The 14,970-nt window shown below is 44.0% G+C and carries 10 protein-coding genes; 7 read left to right on the top strand and 3 right to left on the bottom strand.

From position 1 onward, the window contains the following. Positions 1-278: 278 nt before the first annotated feature. Together D0T57_RS10440 and D0T57_RS10435 are read left to right on the top strand one after the other, a co-directional pair. Positions 279-1,895, top strand: a complete 1,617-nt coding sequence (locus D0T57_RS10440) for an ABC-F family ATP-binding cassette domain-containing protein (RefSeq protein WP_163273438.1) — start codon at positions 279-281, stop codon at positions 1,893-1,895. A gap of 90 nt (positions 1,896-1,985) precedes the next feature. Then, positions 1,986-2,465: a hypothetical protein gene (locus D0T57_RS10435; protein WP_163273437.1), complete on the top strand. Its 480-nt coding sequence runs from the start codon at positions 1,986-1,988 to the stop codon at positions 2,463-2,465. Positions 2,466-2,551: 86 nt separating this feature from the next. Here the strand turns inward: D0T57_RS10435 and D0T57_RS10430 are convergent, their stop codons facing one another. The 3 genes from D0T57_RS10430 to mfd form a co-directional block, all read right to left on the bottom strand. Next, the gene (locus D0T57_RS10430) at positions 2,552-3,364 is read right to left on the bottom strand and encodes a hypothetical protein (protein ID WP_163273436.1); all 813 of its coding nucleotides are present in this window, start codon (positions 3,362-3,364) and stop codon (positions 2,552-2,554) included. Between the two features lie 16 nt (positions 3,365-3,380). Next, positions 3,381-4,325 carry a hypothetical protein gene (locus D0T57_RS10425; protein WP_163273435.1) on the bottom strand — a complete coding sequence of 315 codons (945 nt, stop codon included), beginning with the start codon at positions 4,323-4,325 and terminating at the stop codon, positions 3,381-3,383. 299 nt (positions 4,326-4,624) lie between these two features. After that, the gene (gene mfd / locus D0T57_RS10420) at positions 4,625-7,957 is read right to left on the bottom strand and encodes a transcription-repair coupling factor (protein ID WP_163273434.1); all 3,333 of its coding nucleotides are present in this window, start codon (positions 7,955-7,957) and stop codon (positions 4,625-4,627) included. A 304-nt stretch (positions 7,958-8,261) separates the two neighbouring features. On the opposite strand from mfd, the gene panB reads away from it, so the two are divergent. The 5 genes from panB (at position 8,262) to D0T57_RS10395 (ending at position 14,949) form a co-directional block, all read left to right on the top strand. Next, the gene (panB, locus tag D0T57_RS10415) at positions 8,262-9,080 is read left to right on the top strand and encodes a 3-methyl-2-oxobutanoate hydroxymethyltransferase (protein ID WP_163273433.1); all 819 of its coding nucleotides are present in this window, start codon (positions 8,262-8,264) and stop codon (positions 9,078-9,080) included. A 337-nt stretch (positions 9,081-9,417) separates the two neighbouring features. Further along, complete coding sequence (locus D0T57_RS10410; RefSeq protein WP_163273432.1) at positions 9,418-11,502, top strand: DNA topoisomerase 3; 2,085 nt, start codon at positions 9,418-9,420, stop codon at positions 11,500-11,502. 51 nt (positions 11,503-11,553) lie between these two features. Then, positions 11,554-12,951: a DHA2 family efflux MFS transporter permease subunit gene (locus D0T57_RS10405; protein ID WP_163273431.1), complete on the top strand. Its 1,398-nt coding sequence runs from the start codon at positions 11,554-11,556 to the stop codon at positions 12,949-12,951. A gap of 250 nt (positions 12,952-13,201) precedes the next feature. Continuing rightward, a complete protein-coding gene (locus tag D0T57_RS10400; protein WP_163273430.1) occupies positions 13,202-14,164 on the top strand; it encodes an ROK family protein in 963 nt (320 codons plus the stop codon). Positions 14,165-14,316: 152 nt separating this feature from the next. Continuing rightward, on the top strand, positions 14,317-14,949 hold the full coding sequence (locus D0T57_RS10395) for a hypothetical protein (RefSeq protein ID WP_163273429.1): 633 nt from the start codon (positions 14,317-14,319) through the stop codon (positions 14,947-14,949). The last annotated feature ends 21 nt before the right edge of the window (positions 14,950-14,970 follow it).

Raw genomic sequence — 14,970 nt, 5'->3', positions numbered from 1 at the left:
TGAAAGAGGTGCGCAATAAGTGTGTGATTTTTTTTATAATTTTGAGCGATAAGAATTGATACGATGAAAGTCTGGGCTTAGCTGGTCAGCATACCTATAGGCTTACGAGCGGTTTTCTCAAAAACGAGCGATAAACAAACAGTGAAATTGAACTAAGCAGGTAATATGCCTGCATTTCCGGACAATATATGAGAATGTGTTGTCCGGATTATTTTTTATGCCTGATAATAACTTTTTCCTACCTTTGCACCTCAAAAAAACAAAAAACAGAAAGATAAATGCTGATTGTAGAAAGCCTTAAAGTAGAAATGGGCGACCGTATGTTGTTCGACAACATCAGTTATATAATAAACGAGAAAGACAAGATTGCCCTTGTGGGGAAAAACGGAGCAGGCAAAAGCACCATGCTTAAAATATTGGCAGGGGTGAACACACATTATAAGGGAACAGTAACCAGCCCCGATGGCTCCACTGTGGGCTACTTGCCACAGGTGATGAAGATAGTAGACGGGCGCACTGTGCGCGAAGAGGCTTCACAGGCCTTTTCTCACATCTTCGAACTGCAAGAGAAAATCGAAGATATGAACCGCCAGTTGGAAACTCGTACAGACTACGAATCTGACGATTATGCCAAACTGATCGACGATTTTACGCAGGCTCACGAACGCTTGGCCTCGGTAGAAGATGTAAACTTCGAGGGCGAAGTGGAGAAAACATTGCTCGGACTGGGGTTTAAACGTACCGACCTCGATCGTCCCACAAGCGAGTTTAGCGGTGGATGGCGTATGCGTATCGAACTGGCTAAACTATTGCTGAGCAGCCCCGACATCATGCTGCTCGATGAGCCTACCAACCATCTGGATATAGAGTCGATAGAATGGCTCGAAAACTTTATCAAGACACAAGCAAAGGCCGTAGTATTGATCTCGCACGACCGTGCCTTTATCGACGCTGTTACTACCCGCACCATCGAATTGACATTGGGGCGTATCTACGATTATAAAGTCAATTACTCCAAATATCTGGAACTCCGGCAGGAACGTCGCCAGCAACAGATTCATGCCTGGGAAGCACAGCAGAAGCAAATAGCCGAGATGGAAGAGTTTATCGAACGCTTCCGTGCACAGGCTGCAAAGGCCGTACTGGTGCAAAGCCGTGTGCGCCAACTGGAAAAAATGGAGCGTGTGGAAATAGACGAAGAAGATAAGTCGAGTGTACGCATTCGCTTCCAGCCGGCTACGCGTTCGGGCAACTATCCATTGACGGTGGATATGGTGACCAAGAAATATGACGATTACCTAGTGTTCGAAAATGCCAGCCTGATGATAGAGCGCGGCGAAAAGGTTGCCCTTGCCGGAAAGAATGGGGAAGGAAAATCTACCTTCGTAAAATGTGTGATGGGGGAGACTCCCTTCGAAGGCGATATTATGCTGGGACATAATGTTGAGGTCGGTTATTTTGCCCAAAACCAAGCCGACCTGCTCGATGAAGACCTTACCGTATTCGAAACCATTGACCGTGTGGCCGAAGGCGATATCCGCACCCAGATACGCAATATATTAGGTGCATTTATGTTCAATAAAGAAGACTCGGATAAGAAAGTGAAAGTGCTGTCGGGAGGAGAGCGCACGCGGTTGGCAATGATAAAACTGCTGCTCGAACCGGTAAACCTGCTTATTCTCGATGAGCCTACCAACCATCTCGACTTGAAAACCAAGGAAGTATTGAAAAATGCCTTGCTCGATTACGACGGCACAATCATTCTTGTGTCGCACGACCGCGATTTTCTCGATGGGTTGGTAACTAAAGTCTTCGAGTTTTCGGACAAGAGGGTAAAAGAGCATATCGGTGGAATAAAAGACTTTTTGGTTAAAAAGAGGCCTTTGTCGTCGTGAGTTCTTGCTAATTTGTTTTTTTTAATTATTTTTGCATAAAATTGTAGAATTTCTGTCAATATCATAAACTAATTAAACAAACTTTTAAACATGAAAAAAGTATTATTTTCTTTGATCGCCGTTGCTACATTTTTCGTAGCTTGTGGACCTAGCCCAGTAGCATTCAACGATGCAATCGTAAACGCTAACACAAACATCACAAAAATCGGTGAAGATTACCAAAACGAAGTTTCTAAATCTATGCAAAACAGCAATTTTGCAGACGTTGCAGCTCAAACTGACAGCGCTCTTGTAAAAATCAATGCAGAAATAGATAAAGTAAAAGCACTTGAAGTGCCTAAAGGTGGCGATGCTTTCAAAGAAGCTGCTGTTAATACATACGAAAGTTTGAGAGACATGGTGGAAATAGGTCGCAAATTTGGCACTCTTACTGCTGAATCGGATGCAAGCGAACTAAACAAAATCGTTGACGAATACAATGCAAAGATGGAAGAGTACACAAAACACTTCAATGATCTTTCTCAAGCTCAAATGGATTTCGCAGAAGAATCTAACTACGAAGTACGCTAATAAGCTATCTGTTTAAAATATAAGTAATAAGGCTGTCTTTCCGGACAGCCTTATTCTTTTTTTTGATATATATTCGAATAAAGTAACTATTTGTCCGTAATAGTTATTTTATTCTTTTTTAAATTGTATTTCAGGTACTTACCCATTGCTGTAGAATACACCATAAATTCCTGCATGTTGTGAAACGGAGCATATAAGCGGAATGTACAGATGTCGGTAGCTGTAACCAACGGTGTAGTCTTCAAGTGGCTATGAACGGGCATTATAACTGTTTCGCCGTTAGGGCCTACAGTTTCTATAGGAATAAGTCGCGAATGGAATTTGCTCCACTCTTCTATCTCCCCGTTTTCGTTAGCCACAAAAAGGTAATCGTTGCCGAAGGGTATAACATCCGAACGGGAGGTTCCGGTGATAATATATAATTTGTATTGTACATCGCCGGGAATCAGTATTATATTCAGGCTAAACCCGTCAGGAACCGTCAGCTTATACTTCGGGTCGGAAAGTTGTTGCAAGATAGCGGTTCTGGTTTTAATCAGTTTCTTTTCTTCCTGTGTCAGTCGCCGTCTGTCAACGATAACTTCCTCAGGAGCATCGAAGTTCTTTCCGAAAACATATTCGGCTACGCAGTCTTCCGTATTCTCGTCGAATATAATGCCTTTTATCTTCTTTCCGTCCTGATAAACGAAATAGCCACTATAATATTTCTTTACAAACTCATTCGAATTGGCATAGTCGGTAGAGCTCCAGGCGGCTCTTTCGTATTTATACAAGAGTTCTCCTTCTCGCAATATAGAGTCGAGCTTCTGTTCGAGTACCTTCTCATCGTAAGTCACTGTCTGCGCAGTGGCAGACAAACAATAAATAATAAAAACCGGTAATAGATAAAGAATCCTCATTGCAGTATTCGCCTTATTATTTCTCCTCTTGTTTTTGGAGAGTCCATTTTCCTGTAGATTTATTTTTAACCCATTTTTTATATTCAGGGGTAAAGTTTCCGGTCTTCCAGTCGCGATCGAATTTCCATCCACCGAAGTTAAAATAATGATTTGTTATTGACTTTGTAGTAGCTTTGATCATATTGCCGTCATGATGCGACACGAATGTGTATTCGTACGGAATAGTTTGTAAGATTTCTACCATCTGCTTACCATCTTTTTCATATACACCCAAAAGCAAAGCTCCGTAATAGCCGTTGTTTTTGCACATTATTGCCCAGCATCCTGTTTTATTCCAGTATTCGGGATCGGACAGCACTCTGTATTCCTGCGCTTCGTGAAGCATTTTTCCTTGCACAAATATCTGCTGGCGATATGAGTTAGGTTTCGGTTTTATCTCGAACCTTCCGTCGGGAGTAACCAGGCTACTGAGGTATTCGGCTTGTTCGGAGGCTTTTGCCTGTGCCATTTTTTCGGGATTGAATACCCGGTCTTTGTCGAAAAAGTCGTGGCTTGCCGTTTCAACTTTCACTTCAACAGACAGGTTGTTTTCAGAGAAATACTTTGGCGGGCTATCTTTAGTAGCTTGTGTCATTATAGTGCCGTCTACTGTCGAAGCTTTATAAAAATTACGGCGACCACCCAATTTTACCTGTTTGCCATTGCGGTCTAATACACAGAAATCCCCATTTTCGGTTTCGGCAACGAAGTATTTTCCTGTAGAGGTATCGAAATTCACCCAATATTTTGTTACAACGGGTATCAATACCTCTCCATCTATTTCGAGCCCTGCGTATTTTCCTTCTTTTATTACATAAGCATTACCTTTGAGGGCTACGCGAGCCTGTTGAGCAAAAACGGCAGGAGCGGCAACGAAAGCGCAAAATGCGATAAGTGCAATTTTTTTAATTATCAGTTTCATATTTGTATTATATTTAGAGTCTATGATTAAAAAAATTCGTATAATTCTGCTTACTCCGCAGTTGTCGCAGGGCAAACGCATGGAATTTATCCAAACTCAATTCTGAGCTTTGTAGGGGCGAATTATTTTTCGCCCGCAGATTTTTTCTATTTCGGGCGAAGATAATTGATTTCGTCGATTTTCAATTCGCCCTACAGTAGTCAAAACTGTAAATATCATTTTTTATGCGTTTGCCCTGATCGTTGTCGCGAATAAGCTCTTAATATGCAATATAATACAAGCTTTTTAAATAACCAAATTTACCCGTTTATTTCGTTCAGTATCATACAGGCGGTTTCTATATTCGGCACTTGTTTTATGCTTACCGACCGCCGTCCGTTCCGTTCTTTCAATTCGCATTTCCGCGGGTTGTTTTGTATGTAACCAAGCAGCTTGTCGAAGGCTTGCGACTGGTAGTATGGCGAATCGGGATTGGCAATGAGGAAAAGGCTCATCTTTTCGCCTTTCATCACCACTTTTTCTATACCGAGCGTTTTGGCTAGCGAGCGCAGGCGGACTACCATTATCAACTCGCGCCCTTCTTTCGGAATCTTGCCAAACCTGTCTTCCAATTTCTTTGTAAATTCGAGTACTTCTGTTTCAGACTCCATCTGGTCTAGCTCCCTGTAGAGGGTAATCCTTTCCGAATCGTTTGGTATGTAGGTGGCTGCGAACAGCAGTTCGAGGTCGCTCTCTATCTGCACATCGTCTACAAACCTGTCTCCGGCTATTTTCTCACCATCTTTTTTTTCGTAATAGATATCTGCAAATTCATCGTTTTTCAGCTCGTTGACGGCTTCGGTCAATATCTTTTGATAAACCTCATACCCCAAGTCGGCTATGAACCCGCTTTGTTCTGCACCCAGCAAGTTTCCTGCGCCGCGGATATCCAAATCCTGCATGGCGATGTGGAAACCGTGTCCCAGTTCCGAGAAGTTTTCTATAGCCTGCAAACGTCTGCGGGCCTCAGGTGTCAGGCTGTGGAGTGGGGGAGCAAGCAGGTATGCAAATGCCTTTTTGTTGCTTCGCCCAACACGGCCACGCAATTGGTGCAGGTCGCTCAGCCCGAAGTTTTGGGCATCGTTTACTATTATTGTATTGGCATTCGGTATATCTATACCCGATTCTACAATCGAAGTGGCGATAAGCACATCGTACTCGTAGTTGACAAAATCGATGATGATGGATTCGAGCTTAGCCGGTTCCATCTGCCCGTGCCCTATGGCGATACGTGCATCGGGAACTTCGCGGCGTACAAGGTCAGCCAGTTCGTAGATATTTTTTATGCGGTTGTTTATAAAGAAAATCTGGCCGTTGCGGCTCATTTCAAATTCGATAGCTTCGCGGATTATGCGCGGATCGGACGTATGCACCTCGGTCTGTATAGGGTAACGGTTGGGCGGAGGCGTATTTATAGCCGACAAGTCGCGCGCACCCATCAGCGAAAACTGCAAGGTACGCGGTATCGGGGTAGCTGTAAGGGTCAGTGTATCTACATTTGTTTTCATCTGTTTCAGCTTCTCTTTCACCGCCACTCCGAATTTCTGTTCCTCATCTATTATCAACAGCCCCAAATCTTTGAAAGCGACATCCTTGCTCACCAGCCGGTGTGTACCTATCAGTATGTTTACCTTGCCTTCTTTCAGGTCGTTCAGTGTCTCCTTTATTTGATGGCTGGTACGTGCGCGGCTGATATAATCCACCCTGCACGGAAACTCTTTGAGCCTGTCTTTGAATGTCTGGTAATGCTGATATGCCAGCACTGTGGTAGGCACAAGTACAGCAACTTGCTTATTGTCGGTCACAGCCTTGAAGGCGGCACGTATGGCGACTTCTGTTTTGCCGAAGCCCACATCGCCGCAGACAAGCCTGTCCATCGGCTTGATGTTTTGCATATCCTGCTTTACATCGTTGGTAACTTTCAACTGGTCGGGTGTATCTTCGTATATGAACGAGGCTTCGAGTTCGTGTTGCAGAAACGAGTCGGGCGAGAACTGGAATCCTTTTTCCTCGCGACGTTTGGCATATAGCTTTATCAGGTCGCGCGCTATGTCTTTTACCTTGCCTTTTGTCTTTTCCTTTACGTTGTTCCACGCATTCGAGCCAAGCTTGTTTATCCGTGGCGATTCGCCTTCTTTGCCCCGGTATTTCGATATCTTGTGCAGCGAATGGAGCGAGACGAATATAGAGTCGTTGTTTAGGTAGATAAGCTTTATAAGCTCTTGCATCTTCCCGTTCATATCCGAGCGTACCAATCCGCCAAACTGCCCTACGCCGTGGTCGATGTGCACGATGTAATCGCCTATCTGGAACTGCTGCAATTCTTTCAGCGACATGGCAAATTTACCCGAACGCACCCTGTCGGATTTCAGGTTGTACTTGTGGTAGCGGTCGAACAATTGGTGGTCGGTAAAACAGCATATTTTGAGCAGTTCGTCTACAAATCCTTCCGACAATGTTTTGTCTATAGGGATGAAGTGTATATCGTCGCCCCGGTCTTCGAATATGGTTTCGAGACGCCTGTGCTGTTTGTCGCTGTCGCTGAGAATGTATATTTTGTAACCATCGTCCTGATATTGTTTAAAAGTTTCGCTTATCAGGTCGAAATTCTTATGGAAAGGAGGTTGCTTGGTTGTTTTAAATTCGATAGTAGTATCGGGTACATCGTAAGCCCTGTTTCCGAAATGGAAGAGCCGGAATTTGGCAATGAGTTCCGTATATTCGTCCACAGTGGTAAGCCTGCTCTGGATATTCTTTTCGTGCTCAGGATTGTCGAGCACCGGAAAATCGGTATAAATAAACTCTACGACCTCACTAGCCCTCTCGTAATCTTTAAAGCCTATTATCGTATCTTTGGGAAGAAGTTTGAGGAACGACTCCCTGTCTAGTTCCCCCTTTTGCATATCGGGGATTACCTGTATTTCTTTCAGTTGCTCTTTCGACAATTGTGTTTCTATATCGAATGTGCGGATAGAGCTTACTTCATCGCCGAAAAAGTCGATACGGTAAGGCAATTCGTACGAAAACGAGAATACATCCAATATGCTACCGCGAATGGCGTATTGCCCCGGCTCGTACACATAGTCTACATATTCGAAGCCGAAAGTGTCGAGCATATCGGAAACGAAGTTGCGGTCTATCTCTTCACCTGCCTTGATATGTATAGTATTCTTGCGGAGTATATCTTCCGATACTACTTTTTCCGACAAGGCTTCGGGATAGGATACGATGATAAAGTTGCGCTCATCGTTCTGCATTTTTCCCAGCACTTCGGTGCGGAGTATCTCGTTTGCCGCGTCTATTTGCCCATATTTCACCGCCCGTTTGTAGGCAGAGGGGAAGAACAGCACATTTTCGGTGCCTAATATCTGGGTGAGGTCGTGATAGAAATAGCTTGCATCTTCCTGATTGTCGATAACATACAGGTAGCAGTTTCTTTTTTTGTGGAAAAGGGCAGTTGCAAACATGGCTACGGCCGAACCTAGCAATCCTTTGATATAAGTATTCTTATATCTATTGTCGGATAAGACGGCAGCTGTAGCCGCAATATTGCTATCGGTTTCGAAAACTTTTTGTAAATCAAGTAGTTTCAATGTAGTATCTTTTTTTATTCAGAGCCGGATAGTTGAGGCTGCAAAATTAATAAAAAGATACAACAAATAATATGCCGGAAATGATATATTGAGGTTAAAAAAACGGTCTTTAATCTTTTACCTTCCCTGCTGATCGCCGGGTAAGATGATACAGATAAAATTTCTCTTTACCAATACCACGATGGCTAACAAAAGGTTGCACGCTGGCTGTAAAATCATTTTGCGAAACAGTCTCCTTATTTTCCCCTTAAATTGTATCTTTGCAACCTGTGAACTAGTTTTTTAATCTAAAAACAAAGAAAATATGTCTACTTATACAGAAAATATCCGTAAGATTACGGTACGCCATCTGGCTGAAATGAAGCAGCTTGGCGAAAAAATAACCATGCTTACCGCTTACGATTATACGATGGCTTCGATTATCGACCAGGCGGGGATGGATGTTGTCCTTATTGGCGATTCGGCATCGAATGTTATGGCCGGAAACCTTACAACCCTGCCTATGACGCTCGACCAGATGATATATCACGGACGTTCTGTTGTAAACGGGGTAAAACATGCGATGGTAATTGTAGATATGCCATTCGGTACGGTGTCGGGCAATCCGATGAAATCGCTTGAGGCAGCTATACGCATGATAAAAGAAACCGGTGCTGACGCCCTTAAAATAGAAGGTGGTGAAGAGATAATAGAAGATATAAGGAAGATAGTGAACGCCGGTATTCCTGTAATGGGACACCTCGGGCTTATGCCTCAATCCGTAAATAAGTATGGGGGCTATGCTATCAGGGCAAAGGATACGGCAGAAGCCGATAAATTGCTTCGCGATGTACAACTGCTGCAAGAGGCAGGCTGCTTTGGCGTGGTGCTTGAAAAGATTCCGGCAGAACTGGCTAAGAAAGCTACTGCGCAAACCACTATGGCTACTATAGGAATAGGCGCAGGTGCCGATACCGACGGACAGGTGCTTGTGGTGCAGGATATGCTGGGTATGAACAAGGGGTTTGCACCGAAGTTCCTTCGCAAGTATGCCGATATACATACTGTAATGACCGAGGCTGTGCAAGGATACATCAAGGATGTAAAAGCTGTGGATTTCCCTAACAAGGAGGAGAGCTACTAAGCAATAAGCTACTCTATTTTGCCATTGCCTTTTTTATATCAGATAAACAGGGTGTTACATTGAGAAAAATAAAAAGTAACACCCTGCATCTTATCCCGATAACTTTATCTGTATAGTGCAGGTAATAGGCGTATTTGTCCGGGAAAAGGTAACAATAAAAAAGATATGAAAATGTGTTACAAGTGTTACTTTTTTTAGCCCCTCCAACCTCCCCGGGGGAGGCTTAAAGCGAAGCCACGAAAATAAAAAGTAACATTCGAAAAATATAAAATATGTGTTACATGTGTTACTTTTTTTAATAATATTATTGATTATCAATTATATAATAAAATACTAAATGAAAGTCTGCATAGCCGAAAAACCAAGCGTAGCACGCGAAATAGCCGCCATCCTGGGAGCAACTGCCCGCAGGGATGGTTATTTCGAGGGCAATGGCTATCAGGTGACATGGACTTTCGGGCATTTCTGCACATTGAAAGAGCCACACGAATATTCGCCGCAATGGAAATCGTGGTCGTTGGCAGTGCTGCCGATGATACCGCCCCGCTTCGGCATCAGGCTGATAGAAAACGAGGGCGTAAAGAAGCAATTTGCAGTAATAGAGAAGCTGCTTTCCCAGGCCGACGAGGTAATCAATTGCGGTGATGCCGGGCAAGAGGGCGAGCTGATACAGCGATGGGTGATGCAAAAAGCCCAGAACAAAGCACCTGTAAAACGCCTGTGGATATCGTCGCTCACCGAAGAATCGATGCGCGAAGGCTTTAGCAACCTTAAAGACCAGGCTGCGTTTGACAAGCTTTACGAAGCCGGGCTATCGCGCGCTATCGGCGACTGGTTGCTGGGTATGAATGCCACACGGCTCTATACGGTGAAATACGGGCAGAATAAGTCGGTACTGTCTATCGGCAGGGTGCAGACACCTACATTAGCTCTTATCGTAAACCGTCAACTGGAAATAGAAAACTTCACCCCCGAGCCATATTGGGAACTGAAGACCGTATATAGGGAAACTACCTTCTCGGCAACAAAAGGACGCTTCACCAAGAAGGAGGAAGGTGAGAAATTCCTCGAAGAAATAAAGGGTTCGGAATTTGAGGTAACAGATGTTTCGATCAAGAAAGGGGAGGAAGCCCCGCCACGGCTGTTCGACCTTACGGCTTTGCAGGTGGAATGCAACAAGAAGTTTGCTTTCTCGGCAGAAGATACCCTGAAAACGATACAGTCGTTGTACGAAAAGAAACTTACCACCTATCCGCGTGTAGATACTACTTACCTGAGCGACGATATGTATCCTAAAGTGCCTGCCATATTGCGTGGGCTTGCCGGATACGAAGAACTGGCGAAACCCGTACTGGCGGCGGCAAAGATACCTAAGTCGAAAAAAGTATTCGACAACAGCAAGGTTACCGACCACCATGCCATCATCCCTACAGGAGTGAGGGCGAATAATATATCGGCAGACGAACGCAAGGTGTACGACCTGATAACACGCCGTTTTATAGCGGTATTTTACCCCAATTGCAAAATCTCTACCACTACTGTATTGGGCGAAGCGGCAAAGGTGGAATTTAAGGTTACGGGCAAGCAAATACTCGAACCCGGTTGGCGTGTAGTGTTCGAAAAACAGGCAGATACAACCAATAGCCCCAACAAGGAGGAGGAAGAAAACGACAAGGACGAGAGCGGTATCCTTCCATCCTTCACCAAAGGCGAGAAAGGTCCTCACGAACCTGCTTTGAACGAGAAATGGACACAGCCGCCCAAGTATTATACCGAAGCTACCCTGCTGAGGGCGATGGAAACGGCGGGAAAGCTTGTAGAGGATGATGAATTGCGCGATGCCCTCAAAGAGAATGGGATAGGACGTCCCTCCACCCGTGCCGCCGTTATCGAAACCCTGTTTAAGCGGAACTATATCCGCAAGGAGCGTAAGAACCTGCATGCAACAAAGACGGGAGTAGAGCTGATAGGTACTATTAAGGAAGAATTGCTCAAATCGGCAGAACTGACCGGTATATGGGAGAAGAAGCTTCGCCAGATAGAGAAAAATGAGTACGATCCGCGCCAGTTTATCGAAGAACTGAAAGAAATGCTTGGGCAGATAGTGGTAAACGTGAAAAACGATTGGGGTAATACTATTACAATAGAAGAAACGCCTAAAGTGGTGGAAGAGAAGCCAAAAAAGAAAGCTGCTAAACCCAAAGACCCCAATGCACCGAAGAAACCAAGGGCGAAGAAGGAAAAAGAGCCAAAACCGAAGACAGCCGAACCTTTGATATGCCCTCTGTGTAAAAAAGGGACAGTGCTGAAAGGTAAAGCAGCTTACGGGTGTTCTGAATGGAAAGCGGGCTGTGTGTTTAGGTTATCCTTTGAGGATGTTGGTAATATGGATTTGAAAACGCTTATCGAAGAAAAGTTTTAATAAATTGGTATTTACTGAACTAAAGAGATTTCACCTTGTTTTTAAGGTCATATGAAAATAGACAAGGCATATACCGTTCCGCTTATCGTAGCCATTGCATTTTTTATGCAGGGGTTGGATACTACTGCCGTCAATACGGCTATCCCGTCTATGGCGCGAACTTTCGATACCGATGTGATACATCTCAGTGCGGGAGTAACATCGTACCTTATCGCCCTTGCTATTTTTATACCTGTCAGTGGATGGATTGCCGACCGTTACGGCACGCGTAAGGTCTTTTGTTCTGCCATCATACTCTTTGTATTGGCATCGGCATTATGCGGTACGGCGCAAAACCTTTCACAGTTTGTCATCTTCCGTATCTTTCAGGGGATGGCAGGGGCAATGATGACCCCTGTAGGGCGGTTGGCAGTCTTGAAAGTTACACCCAAAGAAAACTTGGTGACAGCTATGGCATATATCACATGGCCGGCACTGATAGCCCCTATTCTGGGGCCTTTGGTTGGTGGATACCTTACTACTTTCTGGTCGTGGCACTGGATATTCTATCTCAATATACCCATCAGTATAATCTGTGTATTGCTGGCATGGCACTATATACCCGAAGAAAAAGACGATAAACAGCCAAAGAGGCGGTTCGATGCTGTAGGCTTTGTCCTTAGCGGGTTGGCTCTGGCTGGCTTTATGTATGGATTCGAGTTGTTGAGCCGTACGGAAGTCCCTTATTATGTTTCGGCAATACTGATACTGGTAAGTATAGGGCTGCTGACATTCAATATCATCTATTCGCGCCATATCTCCAACCCGCTGATAGACTATTCCGTAATAAAGATACCGACTTATAAGGTGACAATCTTTACAGGCTCGTTGTCGCGTATGGTAATCGGCGTGACTCCTTACCTCGTCCCCCTGATGTTTCAGGAAGGTTTCGGGCTTAGCCCCCTTGAATCGGGTACGCTTTTCCTTGCCACTATGGCGGGCAATCTTGCGATGAAACCGGCTACTATCTGGATTATGAGGCATTACAATTTCCGGACAGTACTTATAGTCAACGGGCTTTTGGTGGCATTGTTCACATTCTTTACTGCCTTGTTGCTACCTACTACTCCTACCATCCTTATAGTAGCAGTTATGTTTACATCGGGTTTGTTCCGCTCTATGCAGTTCAGCGCTATCACTACACTGGCCTTTGCAGATATACCTCAGCAGCAAATGACTCCGGCCAATACGTTGTACAGTACCATACAGCAGATTTCCATTGGTATGGGTATTGCTATGGGGGCGGTAGCACTGCGGTTTTCGAATATGATAAACGGAGGTACGGAGCATTATACTGTTGCCGATTTCCGCCTGTCGTTTATTATAATTGCTGTTATAGGCGTAATGTCATTGTATGGCTTTACCAAACTGACGCCTACCGCCGGCAATGCAGTAAGGGTGAAGAAATGAAATGCATGAATATTACAATAAGGACTATGTAGACATATATGGAAAAGGGGATTATAGGAATGGCTCGAAGCCTGGTCGTGATACTGTCTTTGTATGAAAATATGATATAGAAAAAAATATCAGATTTCTATATGTTAAATTCACATTATTCGCATTGGCAAGAACCTGTTTTTTTCGTGGAATTAATTATATTTGCAGACACTAATACGGAATTATAATTTCATTGTAAAATTAACATTATATTAAAATCATGGAAAAACCATATGCTATCGGAATCGACATTGGCGGCACCAATTCGGTTTTCGGTGTTGTAGACAAAAGAGGCCATATACTGAACCAAGGCTCGATCAAAACCAGTGCTTACAAAGAAATCGACAGTTATGTAACTCATCTGGCTGCCGGTGTACAGGAGATTATCGACCAGGTAGGCGGAGCCGGAAACATCAAGGGTATCGGAGTTGGCGCACCAAACGGAAACTACTTCACCGGATGTATCGAATTTGCACCCAACCTTCCGTGGAAAGGCGTAATTCCGTTGGCACAGATGCTTTCTGATAAGTTGAACATCCCCGTATCGCTTACCAACGATGCCAACGCTGCAGCTATCGGTGAAATGACCTATGGTGCTGCACGCGGGATGAAAGATTTTATCGTTATTACACTTGGTACGGGCGTAGGTAGCGGCATCGTTGTCAACGGCCAACTAGTGTATGGGCACGATGGTTTTGCCGGAGAACTGGGGCATACTACAGCTATTGCCGGTGGACGTGTTTGCGGTTGCGGCAAAAAAGGATGTCTCGAAACTTACAGTTCTGCTACAGGTGTAGCACGTACAGCGCGCGAATATCTGGAAACAAGAAAAGAACCAAGCTTGCTGAGAGAACTTGATGTGGAAGAAATCACATCGAAAGATGTTCACGAAGCAGCCGTGAAAGGCGATAAGCTTGCACAGGAAATCTTTGAATTTACAGGTAAAATATTAGGAGGATCGTTTGCCGACTTCGTAGCATTCTCCAGCCCTGAGGCTATTATCCTGTTCGGAGGACTGACCAAATCGGGCGATTATATACTCAATCCGGTACACAAGCATATGGAAGAGAATATGTTGCCGATCTACCGTAACAAGATAAAGATATTGGTTTCGGAACTTAAAGAAAGCGATGCTGCCGTACTTGGAGCAAGTGCTCTGGGTTGGGAAGTAAAGGATTACTAACAGTTACTTAGACTAACACCGCAAATATGAAGAAGGTGTCCTAAAAGTAATAAAGGACATCTTCTTTATTATAATCAACGACTTAATATTGCAATTATAATAATCCTTTTTTATCTATATTTGCCCCATAAACTTAACAAACTAAAAGAAATATGAAAAAACTATCAATTTTTGTAATTTTTATTTTTATCTGCTCTGTTATAGTTATGCTTTTTAGCTCTTGTTCGGGGTGTGTGAAGAAAGTATCGAAAACTATAGCTGAAACAGGTTTGGATGTGGTAGAAGGAGTTGCCGAAGCCGTGGATGAACATGGTGAGCGCGTTAGTGAAAAAGCTACAGATGCCGCCGGGAAAGTTGCCGTTGGGGTAGGGCGCAGTGTCGACCGCCTGCTAGACGCCCATGCCGAAAAAGTAGCTTCTGTTGCAGGCCGTACAGTAGTACAGACAGTCGATGGATTTGTAGACGGTTTCAACGAAGAGGTTGAGACTCATTATGATGAATTGCCTTATACTGCCAATTTCTGCTCGGGTGTTTCTCTCGATTATTTTGCTAAATATAAAGAAACTCCGGTTGTAGATGCTTATTTCATTATTATGGAAGAAGGCACTTACAAATGTAAGTTCGAGTGTAGCAACTCTACAGGCAAAGTATTCCTGATAAAGAATGCAACAATAGACAAGATAAAGGGAGAACGCAAATACTCTTTGGTTAGTTTCGCGTTGAATCCGGAAGAGTTGACCGCATTTAGTGATATCAAGAATGTGAAAATCACTGTCACTAAATAAAAATACAGTTACTTAGCTCCA

The organism is Dysgonomonas sp. 511 (assembly GCF_010501105.1).
Classification (GTDB): Bacteria; Bacteroidota; Bacteroidia; order Bacteroidales; family Dysgonomonadaceae; genus Dysgonomonas.
This window is presented reverse-complemented; position numbering and strand designations above follow the sequence as displayed.